The sequence below is a fragment of the Alcaligenes aquatilis genome (assembly GCF_003076515.1).
GTDB lineage: Bacteria > Pseudomonadota > Gammaproteobacteria > Burkholderiales > Burkholderiaceae_B > Alcaligenes > Alcaligenes aquatilis.
Genome location: NZ_CP022390.1, coordinates 3648842 through 3672178 on the forward strand (window position 1 = coordinate 3648842; position 23337 = coordinate 3672178).

General features: G+C 56.5%; 18 protein-coding genes and 1 tRNA gene. 13 read left to right on the forward strand and 6 right to left on the reverse strand.

The window, feature by feature from the left end; all coding sequences use genetic code 11:
- Positions 1-83: 83 nt before the first annotated feature.
- Positions 84-1475 carry a dicarboxylate/amino acid:cation symporter gene (locus CA948_RS16710; RefSeq protein WP_108728592.1) on the reverse strand — a complete coding sequence of 464 codons (1392 nt, stop codon included), beginning with the start codon at positions 1473-1475 and terminating at the stop codon, positions 84-86.
- Positions 1476-1742: 267 nt separating this feature from the next.
- Between CA948_RS16710 and CA948_RS16715 the strand changes: the two genes are divergently transcribed.
- Both CA948_RS16715 and CA948_RS16720 read left to right on the forward strand, forming a co-directional pair.
- Positions 1743-3599 carry a sensor histidine kinase gene (locus tag CA948_RS16715; protein WP_238988619.1) on the forward strand — a complete coding sequence of 619 codons (1857 nt, stop codon included), beginning with the start codon at positions 1743-1745 and terminating at the stop codon, positions 3597-3599.
- Between the two features lie 2 nt (positions 3600-3601).
- The gene (locus CA948_RS16720) at positions 3602-4942 is read left to right on the forward strand and encodes a sigma-54-dependent transcriptional regulator (RefSeq protein ID WP_108728594.1); all 1341 of its coding nucleotides are present in this window, start codon (positions 3602-3604) and stop codon (positions 4940-4942) included.
- 165 nt (positions 4943-5107) lie between these two features.
- Here CA948_RS16720 and fabI read toward each other — a convergent pair whose 3' ends face one another.
- Genes fabI through gloB form a run of 3 tightly spaced genes read right to left on the reverse strand, consistent with a single transcriptional unit; the run spans position 5108 to position 8156 of the window.
- Positions 5108-5893, reverse strand: a complete 786-nt coding sequence (gene fabI / locus CA948_RS16725; RefSeq protein WP_108728595.1) for an enoyl-ACP reductase FabI — start codon at positions 5891-5893, stop codon at positions 5108-5110.
- Positions 5894-5926: 33 nt separating this feature from the next.
- Positions 5927-7336, reverse strand: coding sequence for a transglycosylase SLT domain-containing protein (locus tag CA948_RS16730; protein ID WP_199827837.1), 1410 nt, complete (start codon positions 7334-7336; stop codon positions 5927-5929).
- Between the two features lie 10 nt (positions 7337-7346).
- Entirely contained in the window at positions 7347-8156 is an 810-nt protein-coding gene (gene gloB / locus CA948_RS16735; RefSeq protein WP_420866731.1) for a hydroxyacylglutathione hydrolase, read from the reverse strand.
- A 23-nt stretch (positions 8157-8179) separates the two neighbouring features.
- Between gloB and CA948_RS16740 the strand changes: the two genes are divergently transcribed.
- From CA948_RS16740 to CA948_RS16765, 6 genes are all read left to right on the forward strand, one after another.
- Positions 8180-8941, forward strand: coding sequence for a class I SAM-dependent methyltransferase (locus CA948_RS16740; RefSeq protein ID WP_094197655.1), 762 nt, complete (start codon positions 8180-8182; stop codon positions 8939-8941).
- Entirely contained in the window at positions 8938-9381 is a 444-nt protein-coding gene (rnhA, locus tag CA948_RS16745; RefSeq protein WP_108728597.1) for a ribonuclease HI, read from the forward strand. The genes CA948_RS16740 and rnhA overlap by 4 nt, the downstream gene beginning before the upstream one ends.
- Before the next feature lie 99 nt (positions 9382-9480).
- On the forward strand, positions 9481-10527 hold the full coding sequence (locus CA948_RS16750; RefSeq protein WP_108728598.1) for an efflux RND transporter periplasmic adaptor subunit: 1047 nt from the start codon (positions 9481-9483) through the stop codon (positions 10525-10527).
- A gap of 9 nt (positions 10528-10536) precedes the next feature.
- Positions 10537-13614, forward strand: coding sequence for an efflux RND transporter permease subunit (locus CA948_RS16755; protein WP_108728599.1), 3078 nt, complete (start codon positions 10537-10539; stop codon positions 13612-13614).
- 86 nt (positions 13615-13700) lie between these two features.
- A complete protein-coding gene (dnaQ, locus tag CA948_RS16760; protein WP_108728600.1) occupies positions 13701-14426 on the forward strand; it encodes a DNA polymerase III subunit epsilon in 726 nt (241 codons plus the stop codon).
- 95 nt (positions 14427-14521) lie between these two features.
- Positions 14522-14596 (forward strand) — tRNA-Val (locus tag CA948_RS16765).
- 289 nt (positions 14597-14885) lie between these two features.
- On the opposite strand, the gene CA948_RS16770 is transcribed toward CA948_RS16765, so the two are convergent.
- A complete protein-coding gene (locus tag CA948_RS16770; RefSeq protein ID WP_108728601.1) occupies positions 14886-16199 on the reverse strand; it encodes a short-chain fatty acid transporter in 1314 nt (437 codons plus the stop codon).
- A gap of 358 nt (positions 16200-16557) precedes the next feature.
- On the opposite strand from CA948_RS16770, the gene CA948_RS16775 reads away from it, so the two are divergent.
- Genes CA948_RS16775 through CA948_RS16790 form a run of 4 tightly spaced genes read left to right on the forward strand, consistent with a single transcriptional unit; the run spans position 16558 to position 21499 of the window.
- The gene (locus CA948_RS16775) at positions 16558-18603 is read left to right on the forward strand and encodes a TonB-dependent receptor plug domain-containing protein (protein WP_230019244.1); all 2046 of its coding nucleotides are present in this window, start codon (positions 16558-16560) and stop codon (positions 18601-18603) included.
- 39 nt (positions 18604-18642) lie between these two features.
- Complete coding sequence (locus tag CA948_RS16780; RefSeq protein ID WP_108728602.1) at positions 18643-19722, forward strand: ABC transporter substrate-binding protein; 1080 nt, start codon at positions 18643-18645, stop codon at positions 19720-19722.
- Entirely contained in the window at positions 19719-20735 is a 1017-nt protein-coding gene (locus tag CA948_RS16785) for a FecCD family ABC transporter permease (protein ID WP_094197648.1), read from the forward strand. The genes CA948_RS16780 and CA948_RS16785 overlap by 4 nt, the downstream gene beginning before the upstream one ends.
- Positions 20732-21499 carry an ABC transporter ATP-binding protein gene (locus CA948_RS16790; RefSeq protein WP_108728603.1) on the forward strand — a complete coding sequence of 256 codons (768 nt, stop codon included), beginning with the start codon at positions 20732-20734 and terminating at the stop codon, positions 21497-21499. The genes CA948_RS16785 and CA948_RS16790 overlap by 4 nt, the downstream gene beginning before the upstream one ends.
- 15 nt (positions 21500-21514) lie before the next feature.
- On the opposite strand, the gene CA948_RS16795 is transcribed toward CA948_RS16790, so the two are convergent.
- On the reverse strand, positions 21515-22075 hold the full coding sequence (locus CA948_RS16795; RefSeq protein ID WP_094197646.1) for a MarR family winged helix-turn-helix transcriptional regulator: 561 nt from the start codon (positions 22073-22075) through the stop codon (positions 21515-21517).
- A gap of 290 nt (positions 22076-22365) precedes the next feature.
- On the opposite strand from CA948_RS16795, the gene CA948_RS16800 reads away from it, so the two are divergent.
- On the forward strand, positions 22366-23337 hold the full coding sequence (locus tag CA948_RS16800) for an amidohydrolase family protein (protein WP_094197645.1): 972 nt from the start codon (positions 22366-22368) through the stop codon (positions 23335-23337).

Below are 23337 nucleotides of genomic sequence, written 5' to 3' on the forward strand. Positions count from 1 at the left end.
GCAGGAAGCCGTTTGTAAGAGCGGACAAACAAGAAAGGCCGGTTTTCAATTGAAAACCGGCCTTTTTTATTAATGTGCCCGGATCAGGCCGTAGCAGTAGCGCGTGGCTCGCTGGCCTCGTGTGCGGGAATCCCCACTTCACCATGTTGATGCAAGGTGACACTGGTATCCAGCGGAGGCAGTTCGCCATTCATGGCGCTGTTGAGCTGATCGGTATCCAGCTCGCCTTCCCAACGGGCAACCACAATGGTGGCAACGGCATTGCCCACCAGATTGGTCAGCGCACGGCATTCGGACATGAAGCGGTCAATGCCCAGGATCAGGGTCATACCGGCAATCGGTACCGAAGGCACCACGGACAGAGTGGCTGCCAGGGTAATGAAACCGGCCCCGGTTACACCGGCTGCTCCTTTGGAGCTGAGCATGGCAACCAGCAAGAGCAGAATCTGCTGCTGTAAGGTCAGTGGAATATCACATGCCTGGGCGATAAACAGGGCCGCCATGGTCATATAGATGTTGGTGCCGTCCAGATTGAAGGAGTAGCCGGTTGGCACAACCAGGCCCACCACTGACTTGGCACACCCGGCGCGCTCCATCTTCTGCATCAAGGTGGGCAACGCTGCTTCCGAGGAACTGGTGCCCAGCACCAGCAGCAATTCTTCGCGGATGTAGCGAATCAGCTTGGTAATGGAAAAGCCGTTGTAGCGGGCAACCGCGCCCAGAATGATCAGCACAAAGAGCACGGAGGTGACGTAGAAGGTCACCACTAGCAGCGCCAGGCTGGAAACGGATTCAATGCCGTACTTGCCAATGGTGAAGGAGATGGCCCCGAAGGCGCCGATGGGGGCGGCTTTCATCAGGATGGACACCAGTTTGAAAATGGGTGTCATCAAGGCTTGCAGCAGTTTCAGCACGGGTTTGCCGTGATCGCCTACCGCCGCCAAGGCAATACCGAACAAGATCGCCACAAACAGCACCTGCAAGATGTCGCCGCCGGTAAAGGGGCTGATCAGGGTGGCCGGGATGATGTTCATCAAAAAGCCCGTCAATGTGCTGTCGTGGGCTTGCTGCACGTAGCCCTGAATGGAGCTGGGGTCCAGGGTGCTGGGATCAATGTGCATGCCACTGCCGGGCTGCACGATATTGCTGACCACCAAGCCTACAATCAGGGCCAGCGTTGAGAAGGTCAGAAAATAAATCATGGCCTTGCCCACCACACGACCGACTTTTTGCAAATCTGTCATGGCGGCAATGCCGGTGGCCACCGTCAGGAAAATAACGGGCGCAATAATCATCTTGACCAGCTTGATGAAGGCATCGCCCAAGGGCTTCATGCTCTCGCCCAGCGAGGGGTAGAAATGGCCCAGCAAAATCCCGATAGTGATGGCGATGATGACCTGCACGTACAAAATCCGATACCACTTGATTTTGATGATCTGCGGTACCGGACGGTCTCCTGTGCTTATATCCATCATGATGTCGTCTCCGTGACTTGATGTTGCCGACCTGCCAGTCGGCGGCTGGCCTGCTTGGAATTGTGTGTAGGCAGGCGGTTTACGCTCGCCGGAATCCTTGTTCCGGCCCATAAGCTCATGACTAAAGCAACATCCGTGCCAATCTGTGCTCAGCGGGGAAGTCAGCAAGCAGGCGGCTTGCAGGCAGGAGATTTGCCCGCTTGCTGCTAATGTGTGCGAAAATCCGCACAATCATTATTTTTTTTGGCGATATTTCGCACAAATTTCATGAATTCCAATCCAGTTTCTTCGGGCATGCGGCGGCGCTTCAGGCTTGAATGGTTGCTGTTGTTGAGCTTGGCCGTGGTGCTGGGACTGTTTGCCTTCTGGCGTTCGGCCGATTTGGGTACGACCCGCCTGCTGACACAAAGCGAACAGCGGCTGGATTCCTTGATGCGCGGGAACGCGGGCTGGATCAGGACGATTCGCGATAAGTTCCGTACCTTGTCCTTTGCCCTGGCCCAGGACGAGGCCCTGCGCCAATATCTGATGGGCAATCCTGCTTATGGAGATGCCCAGGCGTTGAACCGCAAGTTCGAGCAGTTGGCTGAAGATACAGGTGCTCCCGTTCTGTACTTGCTGGATACTCACTCGCAGACGTTGGTGTCCAGTAACTGGCAGGCGCCCGACAGCTTTGTGGGCAATCATTACGGCTTTCGGCCTTACTTCACCAAAGCCTTGGAGCAAGGGCACGCCGAATATTTCGCCTTGGGGACTTCCAGCGGTAAGGCGGGTTTGTATATCTCCCGCATGGTGCCGGGCCAGGACGGCAAAGCCGTTGGCGTCGTTGTGATCAAGCTGGTGTTCGATCTGCTGGAAAAAGAATGGGAAGGTTATGGGGATCGCATGTTTGTCAGCGATCCAAACGGTGTGATCTTGTTAAGTGGTGAACCGGGCTGGCGTTTGCATAGCCTGGATCAAACCTCAGCCGAGCACTTGGCCAAGCTTCGGGCTAGCCAGCAGTTTGGTGATGAGCCGTTGAGGCCGGTGGGTTTGAGCATGTCGGATTCCGGCGAACGGGCCTCTTTCTGGAAACTGGGGCAGGAACGCTTCTTGCATGTGCAACAGCCGGTGGTGGGCAGCGATTGGACCTTGCACGCGATGGCACCGATGGATGCCGCCTTGCAGACGCAGGCGGTTCAATCTCGTTTGATGGTGATGGGGCTGTTATGTGCGGCGCTGGTTCTGGCGGCACTGGCGTTGCAACGCAATCAACAGCGACGCGAAGCTCAGGCACGCCAGGAGTTACTTCGTGATGCCCTGGAAGAAGCGGTGGAGTCTCGCACGGCCCAGTTGCAGGTGGCGCGTCGTCGCCTGGAGCAGGAGATGCAGGCTCTGCAAGAGGCTCGCTCGCGTGCCCGCGATCTGCGTGAACAATTGGAGCAGGCCGAGAAATTGTCCTTTCTGGGGCAGGTGACCGCCGGGGTCGCCCATGAGATCAATCAGCCCGTGGCGGCAATTGAGGTCTACGCCGACAACACCTTGCGTTTGCTGGAGCAGGGCCAGACGGAAACAGCGCGTCAAAACCTGTCCCGCATCCAGACGCTGACTCAGCGCATAGGCAGTATCACCTCTCAGCTGTGTCATTACGCCCGCAAGCCGCAAGAGCAGGAAGGTCCGGTACAAGTGCGCTCGGCCGTGGACAGTGCCTGGCAATTGCTGGAGCACCGGGCACGGGCCCAAGGGGTAGACCTGGAATTGGAAGGTGTGAACGAATCTGTCCGTGTCTGGGCTCTGCCCGTACGCTTAGAACAGGTTCTGGTGAATTTATTGCGTAATGCGCTCGATGCTCTGGAAGGGGGCCGTCAGGGGCGCATTCGTATTGAAGTCATGAGCGAGCAGCAGCATGTGCGCATTGTGGTTTCCGACAACGGCCCCGGCCTGAGTCCGGAAATCCGCCAGCGTCTGTTTACCCCCTTTAGTTCCAGCCGTCGGCAAGGCCTGGGCTTGGGGCTGGTGATCGCGCACGATATTGTTGCGGCCCTGGGTGGCCGTTTGGAAGAGGGGCCTTCGCGCCTGGGGGGAGCCACATTTCATATCGTGCTGCGCAATGCCGATAGCAAGCTGGACCAGGGAGAGAGATAAGAATGGAAGTCGCATTTGTCGATGATGATGCGGATCTGCGTGCTGCGGTCGTGCAAAGTCTGGAACTGGCGGGTCTGAAGGTGGTGGCCTGTGCCAGCGGGCAGGAGGCCCTGAGCCGCCTGCCCAAGGACTATCCCGGCGTGGTGGTAACGGATATTCGCATGCCGGGTATGGATGGGTTGGCGCTGATGCAGGCTTTGCATGCTCGCGATCCCGAGCAGCCCGTCGTGCTGATTACCGGCCACGGGGATATTGATATGGCCGTGCAAGCCATGCGCGATGGCGCCTTTGATTTTCTGACCAAGCCTTACCAAGCCGAACGCTTGCTGACGGTGATACGCCATGCCGCCATGCAGCGCAGCCTGGTTTTGCAAAACCGTGCCTTGCGCCAGGAGTTGGACGAGGACGGCCAAGGCCCGGCGCTCTTGGGGAATTCAGAGGTCATGGTCAATTTGCGAACCACTTTGCGGCATTTGGCTCAGTCCGATGTGGACGTGCTGGTGGAAGGGGAAACCGGTACAGGCAAGGAAGTCGTGGCCATGTTGCTGCACCGCTGGAGCGCCCGAGCACAGCATCATTTTGTGGCGCTGAACTGTGGTGCCTTGCCCGAAACCATTATTGAAAGCGAGCTGTTCGGTCACGAAGCCGGGGCGTTCACCGGCGCGCAGCGCAAACGTGTGGGCAGTGTCGAACATGCGCATCAGGGCACACTGTTTCTGGATGAAATCGAAAGCATGCCCATGATTGCGCAGGTGCGCTTGCTGCGCGTGTTGGAAACGCGTTGTGTCACTCCCCTGGGCTCCAACGAAGAGCACCCGGTAGATATCCGCGTCGTGGCCGCCAGCAAGGTGGATTTGTCCGACCCCGGCCAGCGTGCGAATTTCCGCGCCGATTTGTATTACCGGCTAAATGTGGTCACCTTGCGCCTGCCACCGTTACGGGAGCGCAAGGAGGATATCCCCATGCTGTTCGCCCACTTTGCGGCGCTGGCCGCCAAGAAGTACGGCATGCCTCAGAAGATGCCCGATGCGCGCAGTCTGGCCTATATGCAGTCTCATCACTGGCCGGGAAATGTGCGCGAATTGGCACACTTTGCCCAACGTGAAGTGCTGGGTGTGCAGCATCCGCAGATCAAGGAATTGGAAAGCGAGGATTTGAGTTTGCCTGCCCGTGTGGAGCAATTCGAGTCTCAACAGATACGTCAGGCTCTGGCGCGTCATCGTGGCGATATCAAGGCGACCTTGCAGGATCTGCGTATTCCGCGCAAAACCTTTTACGACAAGCTGCAACGGCATGGCATTTTGCGTAGCGATTTTGTGCAAGAAGGGGGGCAGGGCGATTGAATCCTGAGCGTTTCAGAGGATTTTTTGTCTGTCCTGTCGGGTTTGGCGGTGTCTGGGTTCTACTCCCAGCGACACACAGCAAGCTGCGTAGGGTCTGCAAAAGTACGTAAGCAATAAAAATAGCGGCCTTAGCCGCTATTTTTATTGCTACCAAGGCGTGAAGCCTTATTCCTGCATACCCGGAACGATGCAGTTAAAGCCGGCGTCAACGTGCGTGATCTCGCCCGTGATACCGCTGGCCAATTCGGACATCAGGAAGGAGGCCACATTGCCCACTTCTTCGATAGTGACGTTGCGCTGCAAGGGAGCGTGCGTCTCGACGAATTTCAGGATCGTGGAGAAATCCTTGATGCCGCTGGCAGCCAGGGTTTTGATGGGACCGGCCGAGATGGCGTTGGCACGAATGCCGTATTCGCCCAGCGCCACAGCCAGGTAGCGCACGGAGGCTTCCAAGGCGGCTTTGGCCACGCCCATGGTGTTGTAGTTGGGGATGGCTTTTTCAGCGCCCAGGTAAGTCAGGGTCAGCACCGAGCTCTTGCGGCCTTTGAGCAAAGGCAGAGCAGCCTTGGCCAGCGCGGGGAAGCTGTAGGCGGAAATGTCGTGAGCAACACGGAACGATTCGCGCGACAGGCCTTCCAGGAAGTTGCCTGCAATGGCTTCACGAGGCGCAAAGCCGATGGAGTGAACCAGGCCGTCCAGACCATCCCAGCGCTCGCCCAGCGAAGCCATGGCTTGTTCGATCTGATCGTCTTCGGACACGTCACAGGGCAGGACGATATCCGTGCCCAGTTCTTGAGCAAAGCCTTCAACACGTTCTTTAAAACGCTCGCCCACATAAGTCAGGGCAATATCAGCACCTTGTTGGCGACATGCTTGCGCAATCCCGTAAGCAATAGAGCGATTCGAGAGGACGCCTGTGACCAGGATGCGTTTTCCTTGCAGGAAACCCATGCTGAAAATCCTTTATGTAATTAGTGGGTGGACTTAGCCACGAATATTGGAACCGGGAACACGCAAACGTGTACCCCTGGAAAGAGTGCTGCCTTTGATATTGTTCAAGCGTCGCAGTTCAGCCACCGACGTGTCGTACCGTTTGGCCAAGGCGTAGAGTGTATCGCCTCGTCGAACGGTATGGGTACGCACGTTGGCGCCACGACGCAAAACAACGGTATCGTTTTTGCGGTTGACGCTGGCCGTTTGCGTACGCGCCCGGCGTGTGCTTTGCGCGACCGGCGCGGCCGGTGTGTTGGTCAGGGAAGCCAGTTGCAGGCTGCCTTCACCCAGGGTGGTGCTGGGCACCAGCAGCGTCTGGGCAACGGCTTTGGTGCTCTTGCGGCTTAAACCATTGATGGAGCGCAGTTGCGACACGGTAATGCCGTGGCGCTGAGCAATGGATAGGTAGCTTTCACCGCGCTTGGACTGGTAGGCCTTCCAGTTGCTGAGCTTGCCCTGATAGGCAGCCAGATTGGCATTGAAAATATCAACCTTGTTGGCAGGCAACAGCAAGGTGCCGCGATCTGCCGGGATGGTGGGGCGATTGTGGGCGGCATTCAAGGCTTTGAATTCGTCCACAGAGATTTCGGCCAGCTCGGCAGCCAGGGCAACGTCAATGTCCTTGTTCTTGCGCACAGCAGTGAAATACGGGGTGTTGCTGACCGGGGGCAGGGTAATGCCGTAACGCTCCGGGTTGGCCACAATATTCTTGATCGCTTGCAGTTTGGGGACGTAATTGCGCGTTTCGTCCGGCATCTTCAGGGATAAGTAGTCAACGCCCAAATCAGCCTGTTCGTTGCGTTCCATGGCGCGGCGCACGGAGCCTTCCCCCCAATTGTAGGAAGCCAGAGCCAAATACCAGTCGCCCTGGAATTCGTACAGGTAAGACAGGTAGTCCAAGGCAGCGCGGGTGGATTCGACTGGGTCGCGTCGCTGGTCTACCCACCAGTTCTGCTCCAGCTTGTACTGCGTTCCGGTGCTGGGGATGAATTGCCACAGGCCCGCTGCATGGGCGCGGGAATAGGCTCCCGGGTTATAGGCACTTTCTACAAAAGGCAGCAAGGCCAGTTCGGAGGGCAGGCCGCGTGCATCGAGCTCGTCCATGATGTGGTACAGATAGCGCGAGGCGCGCTGGCTCATGGTACGGATGGATTCGGGGTGCGACGCGTAGTAATTGGTCCAGTAATCAACCAGATCGGTATGCAGGTTGGGGATGGAGAAACCCCGGCGCATCCGGTCCCACGCGTCTTTGGGTGGGTGGGTCAGATCAATGGTGCGAGACGTATCGGCGGCAATGCTGGTGGAGGTCTTGGCGGCTTTCTGGGGGCTGACCTTGGGGCCTGTGGCGCAGCCTGCCAGCACGAAAGCGCATAGCAGCGCAAAAAGTCTCATTAGGTTCATTGCGGAATCTTTAGAAATTGTTTTTCCAGTCGCGCAGGCTGGCAAATACCTCGACAGGATTATTCAGGGATTGGGCGCCATAGTGCTCGGCAGCCTGAATAACAGCAGTCGTCTCGCAACGCAGAAAGGGATTGGTAGCCAATTCTGTTTTCAAGGTGGAGGGCACCGTAGGCAAGTTTTGCTGACGTTTGAGGGTATCCTGTTCCCAACGTTGGTGCAGTTGGGGATTGTCCGGCTCTACCTGTAGAGCCCAACGTAAATTGGATAAGGTGTACTCGTGCGCACAGCAGATCAGGGTGTCCGATGGCAGTTTCGCCAACTTGCCCAGGGAATCCGTCATTTGTGCCGGGGTGCCTTCAAAGAGACGTCCGCAACCAGCAGCAAACAAGGTATCACCACAGAAAACAAAGGGCTGTTTTACCTCATTTTGACCAAAGTACGCAACGTGTCCGGCGGTATGGCCGGGGATGTCCAGGACGTGCAGCGTCAGTTCCAGAGTAGGTAATTCGACCTTGTCGGACTGGCCGACTCGGACATCACAGGCGGGTAGAGGCTCATGGGCCGGGCCCCACACGCGGGCCGGATGCTTAGCCAGGATATCTTTGACACCACCAACATGGTCACCATGGTGGTGTGTCAGTAAAATGGCATCCAGTTGTAAGGACTCGCGCTCCAGCCAATCCAGAACCGGAGTGGCCTGGCCGGGGTCCACCACCAGGGCGTGACCGTTTCGACTTAGCGCCCATATATAGTTGTCGTTCAGGGCAGGTAGTGGAATCAGGCGAACATCGCTTGGCACAGGCCAGGTAAATGCATTCATCATGGTAGAGGGAGAAAGCGCCAGTGGAGCAGACTTTGAATGATCAATTTGCCCAGTGGTTGGAAACCGTACCGGGGCGATATGTGCGGGCTTGGGAACAAGCCGGAATCGATGCGGAGGTGGTCAACACCTTCGGGTATCATGCCATACAAATTGGATTGCCGCATTGGGACCTCCTGGCGCAAAGCCGCATCTCTTGCAAGGTATGTACGGCTCAGTCCGGCGTCTTGCCTGCCCAGCAGCAAAACCTGGTGTATGCCGAGCCCGAGCATCTGCCTTTTGATACGCAAAGCATTGATCTTTTAATTCTGCCCCATACGCTCGAGAGCGCCAGTGACCCGCATCAGGTGTTGCGAGAGGCTGAACGCGTGCTGGTGCCGGAAGGGCGCATTCTTCTGACGGGCTTTAATCCCTTGAGCTTATGGGGGGCCCATGACTGGATTCCAGGGCTGGAGCGGGGCACGCCGACCTTGCCGGGAGATGTGATGTCCCCCTCGCGTTTGCGCGACTGGTTAAAGCTCTTGTCCTTTGATGTGCAAAGCACGCAGATGGGCTGTTATGCACCGTTGTGTCGTCAGCAGGCATGGCTGGATCGCTGGTCCTGGATAGAGCAAAGCGGAGCGCGCTGGTGGAGCTTTGCGGGCGCCGTCTATATGATTAGTGCGGTCAAACGCACGCCTGCCTTACGCCTGGTCGGGCCTAAGTGGAAGAAAAACCGTCGGCGTGTGCGTCGGCCTATGGTGGTAGCAGGACGCGCTGCCGATGAAGGAATAAGCAAGACATGACAGATGTTGTTGATATTTGGACCGATGGCGCCTGCAAGGGCAATCCGGGTTTGGGTGGTTGGGGGGCGTTGTTGCGTCATGGCGGCCGAGAAAAAGCCATTTGTGGCGGCGAGGCGGATACCACGAATAATCGTATGGAACTGATGGCGGTGATCGAGGCTCTCAAGGCCTTGAAGCGCCCTTGTCAGGTGCGAGTCCACACTGATTCGCAATACGTACAAAAAGGGATGAATGAATGGCTGCCCGGCTGGAAAGCGCGTGGTTGGCGTACTGCGGATAAAAAACCCGTCAAAAATGCCGATCTGTGGCAGGAGCTGGATCAACAGGCGGCCAAGCACGAGTTGACCTGGTTATGGGTGCGTGGTCACGCAGGCGACCCTGGTAATGAGCGGGCGGACCAATTGGCCAATGAAGGGGTGGAAATAGCCAGGCAGTTATAAAGGCCCGGGCGAAGGTCGAACTCGCTGATAGTACTATTAGCCACCCGTCATATTTTGTCAGATAGCTTTACCGGCCTGGCCGGTCAGGATAAGCCGCCCATGATTCTCACGCTGCGCCTCACGATTTTTTCTTTGTTCATCGTACTGTTTGTCAGTAGTACGCCCAGTTGGGCGCAGTCTGACGCCACGCGGGTGGAAGTGCTGCCAGTGCGGCAAACTGAATTGATTCGTGATGTGGCGGCGGTCGGGACCCTGGTTGCCAGAGAGTCCGTCATGTTGCGCCCCGAGATCAGTGGTCGTATTTCAGCCATCAGTTTTGAAGAGGGCCAGCCCATCAAGAAAGGGCAGGTACTGATTCAGTTGGACCCGGCCATGGCGCAGGCGCAGTTAAATCAGGCACAGGCAAATTTGAATCTGGCGAATAGCCAGCACAAGCGCTCTTCGGAGCTGAGCCGTCAGGGCTTTATTAGTCAGCAGGCAAAAGATGAGTCGGGCAGTCGTTTGGCTGTCCAGCAAGCCGAAGTGCAATTGGCGCGCGTGCATCTGGACAAGACCCGTATCCGTGCGCCGTTCGATGGTGTCACCGGCTTGCGCAATGTGTCGGTGGGTGACTACGTGGGGCCCGGCACGGATCTGGTGCAGTTGGAAGCGGTTTCTACCTTGAACGTGGACTTTCGTATCCCTGAACAATATCTGGCCGATGTGAAGGCTGGCATGCCGGTCGAGCTGCGCTTTGATGCGTTCCAGGGCCAAACCCGCCAGGGTTCGGTTCTGGCGGTCAGCCCGGCAGTGGATACGGCAGGCCGTTCGATTTTATTACGCGCGCAGGTGCCCAATGAAGATGGTGTCTTGCGCCCTGGTTTGTTCAGCCGCGTACGCCTGGAGCTGTCTCGCTATCAGGCCTTGATGGTGCCTGAAACCGCCTTGGCTCCTTCGGGGCAGGATCAGTATATCTATATTGTGAAAGATGGCCGGGCAGAGCGTCGACAGGTGCAGATTGGAGTCCGCGAACAAGGCTGGGTGCACGTAACTGGCGATCTGCAAGCCGGCGACAATGTGCTGGTGGCCGGATTGCAAAAGGTGCGTGATGGCGTACCAGTCGATATCCAGGAAGTGATCGACGTCCAAACACAGCCGCAGCGCTAGGGCACAGTCATGGTTCTCTCCGATTTATGCATCCGTCGCCCGGTTTTTGCCACGGTTCTGTCTTTGGTGATTGTGCTGGTCGGTTTCATTTCCTATGAACGCCTGACCGTACGCGAATATCCTGCCATTGATGAACCGGTGGTCTCGGTCATCACCAACTATAAAGGGGCCTCACCGGAGGTGATCGAGTCCCAGGTGACCAAGCCGTTGGAAGACCAGTTGTCCGGTATTGAGGGCGTGAACGTGATGACCTCGCGCAGCCGTTCCGAACGCAGTCTGATTAACATTAAATTCAATCTGGACCGAGCCCCCGATGCGGCCGCCGCAGATGTGCGTGACAAGGTTTCGCGCGCCCGCCGTTTCTTGCCCGATGAGGTGGACGAGCCGATCATCAACAAGGTAGAGGCGGACTCCACCCCGATTATTTATGTCGGTGTGGATACCGGCGACTACAGCATGCTGGAGGCCTCGGACTACATTAAGCGCTATATCAAAACGCGCTTATCCGTCTTGCCCGGTGCAGCCGAAGTACGCGTATTTGGCGAACGCCTGCCCGCCATGCGGATCGACCTGGACCGTACCCGATTGGGGGCCTATCAGTTGACCGTGCAGGACGTGGAAGACGCGTTGCGTAAACAAAACGTGTTGATTCCGGCGGGCCGCATCGAGTCCGATGCGCGTGAGTTTTCCGTGGTGTCCTCCACCGATCTGGAAACGCCCGAGGAGTTTCGCAACATCATCATCAGTCAGGCCGCCGGTTATCCGGTGCGTATCTCCGACATTGCTCAAGTGCGTATTGGGCCTGCCGAGGAACGGGTGTTGGCTCGCTTCAATGGGCAAAACAGTTTGAACATTGGCGTGACCAAGCAGTCCACCGCCAACCCGCTGGATTTGTCCAAAGCGGTGCGTGCCGAGGTGGAGCGCATCAACGAAAGCATGCCGGGCAATATGAAGCTGACCGTGTCTTACGACAGCTCCATCTTCATTCAGAAATCCATTGATTCGGTCTACACCACCATTGCCGAGGCTATCTTGCTGGTGGTGCTGGTGATCGTGTTTTTCCTGCGCAGTTTCCGTGCCAGCCTCATCCCTATCGTGACGATTCCGATCTCTCTGATCGGAGCCTTTGCCATCATGTACATGCTGGGCTTTTCCATCAACACTCTGACTTTGTTGGCCATGGTGTTGGCGATTGGTCTGGTGGTGGACGATGCGATTGTGGTGCTGGAGAACGTTTATCGCCATATTGAAGAAGGCAAAACGGCCATGCAGGCGGCTTTTTTGGGCGTGCGTGAAATTGCCTTTGCCGTGATTGCCATGACGCTGACCCTGGTGGCGGTGTATGCGCCGTTGGCGTTTGCCACAGGCCGTACCGGGCGATTGTTTATCGAATTTGCCCTGACCTTGGCGGCTGCCGTACTGGTGTCCGGTTTCGTGGCCCTGACCTTGACCCCCATGATGTGTTCGCGCATGTTGCGTCCGCACGGCACCAAAGTGGGCCGTGTCAGCCAGGGGATCGAGAACTTTCTGGTCTGGCTGACGCGTGGCTATCGTCGTGTCCTGATTCGCGCTCTGCGTTGGCGCTGGCTGGTCTTGTTGATCGGTGTGGCCGTTGCCGCCACCAGTGCGCTGCTGTTTACGGTTATCAAAAGCGAGCTGGCTCCGATTGAAGACCGGGGGGTCATTTTCGGGATTGTGAATTCGCCTGAAGGCGCCACGCTGGATTACACCTTGCACAATGTGGAACGGGTGGAAGCGCTGTATCGCGGCATACCGGAGACCGAGGGTTACCAGTCCATTATTGGTTTTCCAACCGTGACCGATTCCTTTGCGATTCTGCGTTTGAAGCCTTGGGAGGAGCGCACGCGTAACCAGCAGTCCATCGCGCGTGAGCTACAGCCGCATTTCTCGGCCATTCCTGGTGCGCGTGCCTTTCCGACTAATCCGCCCTCCCTGGGGCAGCGCGCGACCTCCAAGCCGGTGGAGTTTGTGATCATGAGTCAGGCTCCATATCCGGAGCTGGCCAAGATCGTGGACGGTTTTCTGGCTGAGTTGCGAGACTATCCGGGGCTGTTGAATGTGGATACGGACTTGCGCTTGAATACGCCGGAAATCCGTATTGATGTAGACCGCGACAAGCTGGCTGACACCGGCGTTTCGGTGGATGCTGTAGGCCGCACACTGGAGTCCATGCTGGGTGGGCGTCAGGTCACACGCTACCAGAGTGACGGCGAACAATATGATGTGATTGTGCAGGTGGATAAACAGGCTCGCTCCAGTCCGCAAAATATTCTGGATATTTACGTGCGTACCCAGGACGGTGGCATGGTGCAGGCTTCCAACTTCCTGAAAGTGCGCGAAAGCGTGTCACCGCAATCGCTGAACCACTTCAACCGTTTGCGGGCCGTGATTGTGGAAGCCTCGGTGGCACCCGGCTATGCCCTGGGTGAAGTTCTTGAACACATGAATGAGGTGGCTCGCAAGACCTTGCCTGAAACCGTGCAGACGGATCTGGACGGCCAGTCACGCGAGTTCCGGGACTCCTCGGGCAGCATTTATGTCGTGTTCCTGATGGCATTGGCCTTTATTTATCTGGTGCTGGCCGCCCAGTTTGAAAGCTGGCGCAATCCGCTCATCATCATGCTGTCCGTGCCCTTGTCCATGACCGGAGCCTTGCTGGCCCTGTGGCTGTCGGGCGGGACTTTGTCCATTTATAGTCAGATCGGTTTGATTACCCTGGTAGGCCTGATTACCAAACACGGTATCTTGATTGTGGAATTTGCCACCCAACAACGCGAAGCGGGGGCCAGTTTGTACAATGCCGTGGTGCGCGCTTGCGAGATGCGCTTGCGCCCCATCTTGATGACAACCGGCGCGATGGTGCTGGGTGTCTTGCCGCTGGCCTACGCTTCCGGGGCAGGTGCCGAATCCCGCCAGCAAATTGGCTGGGTGCTGGTAGGCGGCTTGTCCCTGGGTACCTTGCTGACCTTGTTTGTGGTGCCCGTGGCCTACACGCTGATTGCAGGCAAGCAAGAAGGGCAGGACAAGCAACTGGAATTGATTGACAAGCCCCAGGCCTCTGTCTGAACCTGTGGTTCTGGTCTGCGGGGAAGCGGCTCGTACCGCCTCCTTGTTCAGTGCCATTACCGTGATTGAATATGTAGGGAAAGTGAATGCGTCAAATTATTCTGGATACTGAAACCACCGGTCTGGAGCCACGCGAGGGGCACCGAATTGTTGAAGTGGGTGGGGTCGAGTTGTTCAACCGTAAATTGACGGGCCGCCATCTGCACTTGTATCTGAATCCGGATAGGGACTCTGATCCCGAGGCCTTGGCCATTCATGGTCTGACCACGGAATTTCTGGCCGGCCATCCACGTTTCAAGGATGTGGTCGATCAGGTGCTGGATTTTGTGCAGGGCGCGGAAGTCATTATTCATAACGCCTCCTTTGATACCCGCTTTCTGGACGCTGAATTGCAGAAGTTAGGCAAGGGACCGTTCTCGCAATACTGCGACAGCATTACTGACTCCTTGCTGGTGGCGCGGGAAATGCACCCCGGCAAGCGCAACTCTCTGGATGCCTTGTGCGAACGCTACGGTATTTCCAACTCTCACCGTACCTTGCACGGCGCTTTGCTGGACTCGGAATTGTTGGCCGACGTCTGGCTGGCCATGACGCGGGGTCAGGATGCGTTGTTGATGGACTTTGACGAGTCCGACAGTCAAGGTGGTGACGGCAGCGATTTGAGCCTGGGCAAGTTTGATCCCAGCGTGCTTAAAGTGCTGCGTGCGTCCGAAGCTGATCAGGCCGAGCACGAGAAATACATGGACGTGTTGGAAAAACAGAACAAGAAGCCGCCCATGTGGCGCGAGATGCTCAATCCAGCAGCAGAGTAACTGTTCAAGAAAAACAGCCGGCCCTGATCTTGTAAATCGAGCAGGGCCGTGCTATAGTTTTTTTCTTCGCAGCTTTTGCAGTTCTTAAAAGCTTCGGGCGGTTAACTCAGTGGTAGAGTGCCACCTTCACACGGTGGAAGTCACAAGTTCGAACCTTGTACCGCCCACCATCTCTTCCTTCTTCTATTTCCCCCTGCAGTTTATCTATTGCCTTTGTCTTGGGCGGTCTGTTCGCGTCTTGTCTTTGTGTTGAGCGCCGCGCTGACTATGGCTATAACTTGTGCAGGCAGCGTCATTCGGCAGGAAAGAGACGAGCTGGGGGGAACTTAAAACAAAATAGCTATTCTCCAGTTGATTGTTGATTGTTGATTGTTGATTGCAAAACGCCCAATGAATACTCATGGGCGTTTTTTTATAGCTAGGGAAACGGCGATGCCAGTAAAGGCATCGGCCTGCCTCTTACAACCAGGTCAAACCAATCGAAATCACGATACCCGAGACAATCAGCTGAATCAGGCAAAAACCCATGATGTCTTTGGCTTTCAGACCGGCAATGGCCAGTACGGGCAAGGCCCAGAATGGCTGCAGCATATTGGTCCAGGCGTCACCCCAGGCAACGGCCATGGCCGTGCGCGCGATATCGGCATCCAGTGCCTGGGTAGCGGCAATGACAACTGGGCTTTGAACTGCCCATTGTCCGCCGCCAGAAGGCACAAAAATATTGACCAGACCGGCGCTCAAGAAAGTCCAGAAAGGCAGGGTAGTGGCAGTGGCAAAAGACACCAGCCATTCAGACAGGCTGGTAGCCAGACCGGAGTCGATCATGATGGCCATGATGCCCGCGTAAAAGGGGAACTGGATCACAATCCCGGCCCCGCCGCGAATGGCTTCATTCAGACTTTTCAGCAGACGACGAGGGGTGCCGTGCAGCAAGATGGCCAGAATCAGGAAGGTGAAGTTGATCACGTTCAGGTTCAGCGTTGCGCCACGTAGCACGAAGTAGTCAAACAAGTAAGTCAGGCCTGCCACACCAATCACAATGGAAATCAGGCGGCTGTTTTCCAGACGGTCTGCAGGACGATCTGTGGATTGGTTGACGTCATCCGGCGCCTCTTCCAAGAGCTTGGGGTCGACATAGATGCTTTCCTGGTCGCTGGGCAGCATCAAGCGGTTGATCAGTGGCACCAGTATAAACAGGGCGATCACAATCGCCAGGTTAAAGAAGGCGAAGATGGTGTCTGAGGTACTGATGATGCCGATCTTGCTCTCGGAAAAGTGCCCCGAGGTCGCAATGGTCAAAGGCACTGAACCGGCCAGGCCGCCGTGCCAGACCAGAAAGCCTGAGTAGGCACTGGCAACCAGCAAGCGGTAGTCAACACGAACCTGACGGGCCAGCTCTTTGGCGAACAGGGCACCGACCACCAGACCGAACCCCCAGTTGATCCAGCTGGCTGCCAGCGAGACCAGGGTGACCAGAATAATGGCCGAACCGGCCGAGTGCGCCAAGGAGGCCAGGCCACGCAACCAGCTTTTTACCAAAGGGGTACTGGCCAGCATGTGACCAGTTAGCAAGACCAGCAACATTTGCATGGCGAAGGTCAGCAGCCCCCAAAAGCCATTACCCCAAAATTGGATGACCTCCATCGGAGAGCGCTGTTCGAACGCCATGGCCGAGACACCGGCAATTAGCGTGAGCAGGATGACGAAGATATACGGATCGGGCAGATAGCGTTCAACCAGGCGGACTGAACCGCGCGTCATGGCTTTAAACATAAATTGTGCTCCTGTGGATTTGCGCCGGTATTTGCGCGGGTCCTGATGTCTTGAAATCGGATTGGGTGCCCGTTTGTATGGGCGCCCTGCTGGTCGCATTTTGATAACAATGCTCAGTGCAGCCGTATTGTTGGCGAGAAGTTGCAAATTGTGAAGACGGGAAAACCTGAACCTTAAAGTTTTTGCTTGCTTGTCATCTTTCGCTATATGCTCTACTATATAGCGGTGTTTTCGAAAGAACCATCACTCATCGCTCGATGATGGGTTCTATTTATGGGCCCTTTGGGGCCCATTTTTTTTGCGCCACCGTGTGGTGTTAATTCATAAACCAATTAGAAAGATCGAATAGGGAAGTGGAATGAGACATCCGTCCAACCGCGCTACAGCAGCGCGTCAGCAGTTTGTCTGTTTAGTACCGCGCGCCTTGGTCTTGAGCATGATGGGGGCTGTGGCCCTTAACCAAGCCCATGCTCAGGACAACAAGGACCGTGTGTTTCAACTGGGCAAAGTGGTTGTTCAATCCAGCTTGGATCGAGAGGCGCCTTTGGGTGAGAGCGCAGTCAGCCAGGAAAAAATGCAGGCTTTTGACTTGCGTAATGTCGGTGCGGCTGTCAGCGTGCAAGCGGGTGTCACGGTTTCGGCAGGCGGTGCCCGTAATGAGCAAATGGTCTACGTGCGCGGCTTCGATTCGCGTCAGGTGCCCTTGTTCCTGGATGGTATTCCACAGTACGTACCGTACGACGGCTATGTGGACTTTACTCGTTTCACCACCATGGATCTGAGTGAAATTCGCGTGGCCAAGGGTGCAGCCTCCTTACTGTATGGCCCCAATATTATGGGTGGTGCCATCAACCTGGTTACCCGCAAGCCGGTCAAAGCATTTGAGGGTGAGTTCCGTGCCGGTTACGCCACGGGCGATCAACGCTACAGCGCCTTGAACGTGGGTACCAATCAGGGTTCCTGGTACCTGCAGGCTGGCTTGTCCTGGTCGGGCGAACGTACCTTCCCCTTGGGCCGTGGCTTTGAAGATCAAAAAGCACGTCCTACCGATACGGGCGGTATGCGCAGCAATGCCTCGCAAATGGACAAGAAAGCGTCCTTCAAATTGGGTATCACTCCCAATGCGACGGATGAGTACGTGATCGGCTATGTGAATCAGAAAGGTCAGAAAGACAATCCGGTCTACACCGGCGTGAACGATGCCAAGCTGGGTAAACGCTACTGGCGCTGGCCCTACTGGGACAAGGAAAGCCTGTACTTTCTGAGCTCTACCCGGGTTGGCGAGAACAACACCATCAAGACACGTGTGTACGAGGATAAGTACAAAAATGGTCTGGATATGTATAGTGATGGCCAATACGCCACCCTGACTGGCCCGACCAGTGAATACACGGACCGCACGCGTGGCGCTGCTCTGGAGTGGGTCAATACGAGTCTGGATGATCACGAGCTGCACTTTGCCTTGCATTACAAGCAAGATCAGCACCGTGATCCCAAGTCATCGGGCACTGAACGCTACAAGGACGTGACCACTTCACTGGCCTTTGAGGATCGCATCGCTTTGGGCGATCAGTGGCAATTGCGTGTGGGCGCCAGTCATGAGCGTCGCAAAGCCAAAGAAGCGCACAATTTTGAAACTGGCGATACCGACGCCACTAACGGTTTGCTGGAGCTGGGCTACGACTGGAGCCAGGCCATGCAGGTCTACGGCAGTGTGGCCTACAAGACTCGTTTTCCTACGATTAAAGACCGTTACTCCAGTCGTATGGGTTACGCCCAACCCAACCCGGATCTGAAACCGGAGCACGCCATTCACTATGAACTGGGCTTGCGTGGTCAACCTTGGCAGGGGGCGCAACTGGAATCGGCTCTGTTCCTGAGCCAGGTGCGCGACATGATTCAAAGCACCGTTATCCAGGCACCAGGCTGCGACAAGTACCGTCCAGTGGGTTTTTGTGATCAGGCCACCAACGTGGGCAAGGCCCGTCAAATGGGTCTGGAACTGTCCTTGCAGCAGGAGTTTTCTGCTCACTGGTCCGCTGGCTTGGCCTATACGTATTTGAACCGTCGCAATCAGTCTGATCCAGACGTCAAACTGGTGGACACGCCCAATCACCGTCTGTTCGCTCACCTGAGCTGGAAGCCTAATGCACAGTGGGAAGTGATGGGTTCGGTGGAAACTGAAAGTGGCCGTTACTACTCCTACGCGAACAACAAGGGTGACCAGATTTACGAAAAAACCCCCGGCTTTGCCTTGCTGGGTTTGAAGGGGATCTGGCGTCCTAACTCGGATATCACCCTGGAAGCCGGTGTGCGTAATCTGGGTGACAAGCTGTACCAATATAAAGAAGGCTACCCCATGCCCGGACGCGTTTGGTTTGTGGGTGGAAGCTATCGTTTCTAAAGCAGTGCTGTTATTGGCAGAAAAAGGGGGAAGGCCGGGATGAAGCGTCGTGACATAGTACGTGCCTTGGCGGCACTGCCGCTTGTGGCGCCTTCTGCCCGTTTGCAGGCCCGGTCTGAGCAGGCCGGGACCAGCACCCCGATCAGTCTGCCTGTCAGCGTGGCGGGCCAACTGCCCGATCCGGCCTACGTAGGCCGAGTGGTGGCCGCTGGTCCGCCCGCTTCTGTGCTGGTGTATTGCCTGGCCCCTCATACGCTTTTAGGTTGGCCTTTTCAATTGGCTCCGGCTGCGCGCAGCATGATGGATGCCGCTGGTTTTTCTTTGCCTTATCTGGGCCGTTTGGCCGGTCGGGGCAGTACCTTGTCCCTGGAAAGCCTGCTGGCCTTAAAACCCGATATGGTGCTGGATATAGGCGATGTGAATCCTTATTACGAGTCGGCTGCCAAGTCCGTGCAAGAGCAGACGGGCGTGCCTTATGTCTTGCTGGATGGTCGTTTGAACGACAGCCCGGCGCAGTTGCGTCAGGCCGGGCAGATTCTGGGGCAAGCCGAGCGCGGCCAGCAATTGGCCTTGCGCGCCCAAGCCATTTTAGACAGCGCATATCAAGCCGCCAGCCCCCGAGCCAAGGGCTTGAAAGCCTATTTGGCACGCGGTAATGATGGCCTGGAAACTGGTATGGGTCAGTCCATTCATACCGAGGTGCTGCGGCTTTGCGGCCTGACGGTCATGGGTGACGAGAAAACCGATAATCGTCTGGGCCGTATTTCCTACGAACAATTTTTGGCCTGGGACCCGGACATTCTGTTTGCCCAGGACGACGTTTTCTTTGAATTGGCGCGTACCCAAGCTCCCTGGAATCAGCTCAAGGCGGTGCGAGAAGGGCGTTTGTACCGTGTGCCTGCTTTACCTTTTGGCTGGCTGGATGGCCCGCCGGGAATCAATCGCTTAGCTGGTGTGATCTGGTTGAATGCCTTGTTGGAAGGTAGTGAGGCCATACCACGCATGCTGGGAGAGTTGCAGGATTTCTACTCAGCCTTTTATGGCATGTCTTTGGACAGCGGGCAGATCAAGCGACTGGTGCAAGGGCTGGACCCTTTGGGTTCAACGCAAAATTCATGAAGCTGGGTTTGCCCTACGGGCTGTTGCTGCTTTTTCTGGGACTGATTCTGGCCGTCCTGGTGGTGTTTGCGCTGGGGCAGGGGGCTTACCCTTTGTCGGGGCCGGATGTACTGCGAGCTTTAGCGGCTGGTTTTTCAAGTGACCCGGATACCTCGCAAAGTCAGGCGGTACGCGTTGTCTGGGATTTACGCTTGCCGCGTATTGCTGCGGCTTTGCTGGTGGGGGCCGCGCTCTCAACGGCAGGCGCGGCGTATCAGACCATGTTCCGCAATCCCCTGGTGTCACCCGATATTCTGGGGGTGTCCTCGGGCGCAGGTCTGGGGGCGATTCTGGCCATCTACTTGAACTTCTCCTTGTTTGGCGTGCAGATGGCGGCCTTTGTGGGCGGTTTGCTGGCGGTGGGCATTGTCTTGAGTCTGGCACGCATGCTGCGTCATCATCCACCTGTCCTGATTTTGGTCCTGGCCGGGATGGCGGTCGGCACCTTGCTCGGCGCAGCCTTATCGCTTATCAAAATTCTGGCCGACCCTTATTCCCAATTGCCCTCCATGACCTTTTGGCTGCTGGGCGGCTTAAGCGCGGTGCGCTCCTACGAAGTCTGGCCCGCTGCGTTGATGGTATCGGCCTGCATTATCCCGGTTTGGCTTTTGCGTTGGCGTATCAATGTCCTGGCTCTGCAAGATGACGAGGCCCGTTCCCTGGGCATGCCCGTCTCTGCCTTGCGTTGTTTGCTGATTGTTTGCGCCACCTTGATGACGGCGGTATGTGTGGCCTTGGCGGGCATCATAGGCTGGGTCGGTTTGTTGATTCCGCACGCGGCTCGTTTATTGGTCGGCCCGGATTTCTCCCGTCTATTGCCTGTCTGCTTGTTAGTGGGCGCCGCCTTTCTGTTGTTAACCGATACCTTGGCGCGCAGCATAGGCACGCTGGAATTGCCCTTGGGTGTGTTGACGGCTCTGGTAGGGGCTCCCGGCTTCTTGTTGTTGCTGGCTCGTGGTGCGAGGCAGCGATGAGCGAACAAGGCTTGGAAGCAATTGAGCTGGCCGTGGGCTATGGGCGCAAGCAAGTCGCCAGCAATGTGAACCTGCGTGTACAGACCGGGCAGGTCGTCTGTTTACTCGGCCCCAATGGCAGCGGTAAGTCCACTTTGCTGCGTACCTTGCTGGGCCTGCAGCCGCCTTTAGGAGGACGGGTGAAGGTGCAGGGCAAGCCCTTGGAACAGTGGCGTGCGCGTGCCTTGGCCAGGCAACTGGCCTATGTACCGCAAGCGCAGGATTCTGCCTTTGCTTTCACGGTAGAGCAGTGGGTCTTGCTGGGCTGTGCCAGTGAGTTGGCCTGGTATAGCCAACCACGGGCAGCCGACCGGCAATGGGTGGGCGTTTGCCTGGAGCGTTTAGGTATCGGGCAACTGGCTCAAAAACGTATTGATCAGATCAGCGGAGGGGAGCGTCAACTGTGTGTGATTGCACGTGCCTTGGCGCAGCGTTCACAGTTTCTGATTATGGACGAGCCTGCCTCCAGCCTGGACTTTGCGAATCAATTGCGCGTGCTCGATCAAGTCTCGCATTTGCGCCAGGAGGGCCTGGGTGTGCTCTTGTGTACGCATCAACCTGAACATGCGGCCCGCGTGGCGGACTGGGTGATCTTGTACCGCGATGGGGGCATATTGGCGCAGGGCCAGCCCTGCGACATGCTCAGTCAGGCCCGTTTGCGCCAGCTGTATCAACTACCAGCGCATGCTTTTGAACTACCGGATTGGTATGCGCGAGGGGGCTGATACCCCCCGAACTGGTCACATGTTTTTCAGGGCAGCACGGCCATATTGGTTGTTGTGCTCCACCACGCGGGTCAGCATGGACATAAAGGTTTGACGCTGCTTGGCGGTTAGCGGGTCCAGCAATCGTTCCTGGGCGCGGTTCATGCCACTACTGATTTCCTGCATGGCTGCCAGACCGGCTTCGGTGATGTAGGTCTGGCGAGAGCGGCGGTCGTCGGGGTTGATACGACGACCCAGCAACCCTTTTTCCTCCAGCCTGCGGATGACATCGGCCGAGGTGGTGCGATCCAGCCCCAGCTCGTAGCCGATTGTGGTTTGATCCAGCCAGGGTGAACCCATCAACACAGACAGGACACCGTGCTGAACCGGGGTCAGGTCACTTTTGCATTCCTCGTAAAACATGGCGTAGTGAATCTGGTTAAGACGGCGAACCAGAAAACCGGGCCGTGACCACAGTTTGTGTCGATACAGCTCGGCATTTTCTTCTTCCACTGGACCCAGGATGTCGGCCTCGTCGGCTTCCAGTCGTTCTTCTTGCTTTAGCTCGGCGTGATTCTTCATGGATAAGTCAGTCATCGATTGAGTGGCTTTCAGCCTGTTGCCAAAAGGGCAGCACACTGAAAGCGGGACGACCTGCAAAGGGTACGGCAGCAAGGTCGGCGTCTACAAGGAAAGCAGGGCTACGCTAGCGTGAACAGAAGCCCCGATTTCTGATTTGTAGTCTTGTCTACAGGCGCTGTCCACGCCCCAAAGTATATGTGATTTCCCGACTTGCTGAAAACAATAATAATCAGCATACTGATAGATATTGTTGGGGGGTCAAACGATTGACCTTATGTAAATCAATAATTTAGGGAAAATTTACGGTGAAACGTATTAAAAAAATAGCACTGGAGGAGCACTTCAACGCCGTTGGCTTTGAGGATTATTCCAAGGCCTTTGTCAAACACATTGACAGCGCCGACGCACGTGAACTGATGGCTCGTTTGCATGACTTCGATGCGCAGCGTCTAGAGGTAATGGACCGTGCCGGTATCGAGTACGTCGTGCTGTCGCAGACTGGCCCTGGGGTACAGGTGGAAAAAGATGTGTCCGTCGCGATCGAGCGCGCGCGTCAGAACAACGATTTCCTGGCGCAGCAAATTGCACACCATCCCGATCGCCTGGGCGGCTTTGCTACCTTGCCCATGCAGGACCCGGCTGCCGCCGCGCAGGAATTGACGCGCGCTGTGCAGGATCTGGGCTTGAAAGGCGCTTTGGTCAACGGTCACACGCATGGCGTGTACTACGATGGCCGCGAATACGATGCCTTCTGGGAAACCGTGCAGAAGCTGGATGTGCCGTTCTATCTGCATCCTTTTGATGCCTACGAAATGCCACACGCTTACACAGGCCACCCGGAGCTGGTGGGGGCGACCTGGGGCTGGGGTGTAGAAACCGGCACCCACGCGCTGCGCATGTTGTTCGGTGGTGTGTTTGACCGTTGCCCGGAAGTGAAGCTGGTGCTGGGTCATATGGGTGAAGGCCTGCCATTCCAGCGTTGGCGCTACGACAGCCGTTTTGCGGTCTACCCGCACGGTGTCACCTTAAAGCGCAAGCCGTCCGAGTACATCGGCAGCAATATTCTGATCACCACTTCGGGGGTCTGTTCCGCACCGACGCTGATGGGCGCAATTGGTGAAATGGGTGCCGAAGCCGTGTTGTTCTCGGTGGACTACCCTTATGAATCCACGGAACTGGCTGCTGATTTCATCGAAGCAGCGCCTATGGATGACAAGACACGCGAGCTGGTGTGCTACGGCAACGCGGCCCGTCTGTTCAAGCTGGACCGGAGCTAA

What these genes read in the sequence shown, in the direction of transcription:
- CA948_RS16780 (WP_108728602.1), top strand. Translation starts at nt 18,643, where the DNA reads ATGAAGCGTCGTGACATAGTACGTGCCTTGGCGGCACTGCCGCTTGTG.
- CA948_RS16775 (WP_230019244.1), top strand. Translation starts at nt 16,558, where the DNA reads ATGAGACATCCGTCCAACCGCGCTACAGCAGCGCGTCAGCAGTTTGTC.
- CA948_RS16730 (WP_199827837.1), bottom strand. Translation starts at nt 7,336, where the DNA reads ATGAACCTAATGAGACTTTTTGCGCTGCTATGCGCTTTCGTGCTGGCA.
- CA948_RS16750 (WP_108728598.1), top strand. Translation starts at nt 9,481, where the DNA reads ATGATTCTCACGCTGCGCCTCACGATTTTTTCTTTGTTCATCGTACTG.
- rnhA (WP_108728597.1), top strand. Translation starts at nt 8,938, where the DNA reads ATGACAGATGTTGTTGATATTTGGACCGATGGCGCCTGCAAGGGCAAT.
- gloB (WP_420866731.1), bottom strand. Translation starts at nt 8,156, where the DNA reads ATGAATGCATTTACCTGGCCTGTGCCAAGCGATGTTCGCCTGATTCCA.
- fabI (WP_108728595.1), bottom strand. Translation starts at nt 5,893, where the DNA reads ATGGGTTTCCTGCAAGGAAAACGCATCCTGGTCACAGGCGTCCTCTCG.
- CA948_RS16755 (WP_108728599.1), top strand. Translation starts at nt 10,537, where the DNA reads ATGGTTCTCTCCGATTTATGCATCCGTCGCCCGGTTTTTGCCACGGTT.
- CA948_RS16720 (WP_108728594.1), top strand. Translation starts at nt 3,602, where the DNA reads ATGGAAGTCGCATTTGTCGATGATGATGCGGATCTGCGTGCTGCGGTC.
- CA948_RS16790 (WP_108728603.1), top strand. Translation starts at nt 20,732, where the DNA reads ATGAGCGAACAAGGCTTGGAAGCAATTGAGCTGGCCGTGGGCTATGGG.
- CA948_RS16770 (WP_108728601.1), bottom strand. Translation starts at nt 16,199, where the DNA reads ATGTTTAAAGCCATGACGCGCGGTTCAGTCCGCCTGGTTGAACGCTAT.
- CA948_RS16785 (WP_094197648.1), top strand. Translation starts at nt 19,719, where the DNA reads ATGAAGCTGGGTTTGCCCTACGGGCTGTTGCTGCTTTTTCTGGGACTG.
- CA948_RS16795 (WP_094197646.1), bottom strand. Translation starts at nt 22,075, where the DNA reads ATGACTGACTTATCCATGAAGAATCACGCCGAGCTAAAGCAAGAAGAA.
- dnaQ (WP_108728600.1), top strand. Translation starts at nt 13,701, where the DNA reads ATGCGTCAAATTATTCTGGATACTGAAACCACCGGTCTGGAGCCACGC.
- CA948_RS16710 (WP_108728592.1), bottom strand. Translation starts at nt 1,475, where the DNA reads ATGATGGATATAAGCACAGGAGACCGTCCGGTACCGCAGATCATCAAA.
- CA948_RS16715 (WP_238988619.1), top strand. Translation starts at nt 1,743, where the DNA reads ATGAATTCCAATCCAGTTTCTTCGGGCATGCGGCGGCGCTTCAGGCTT.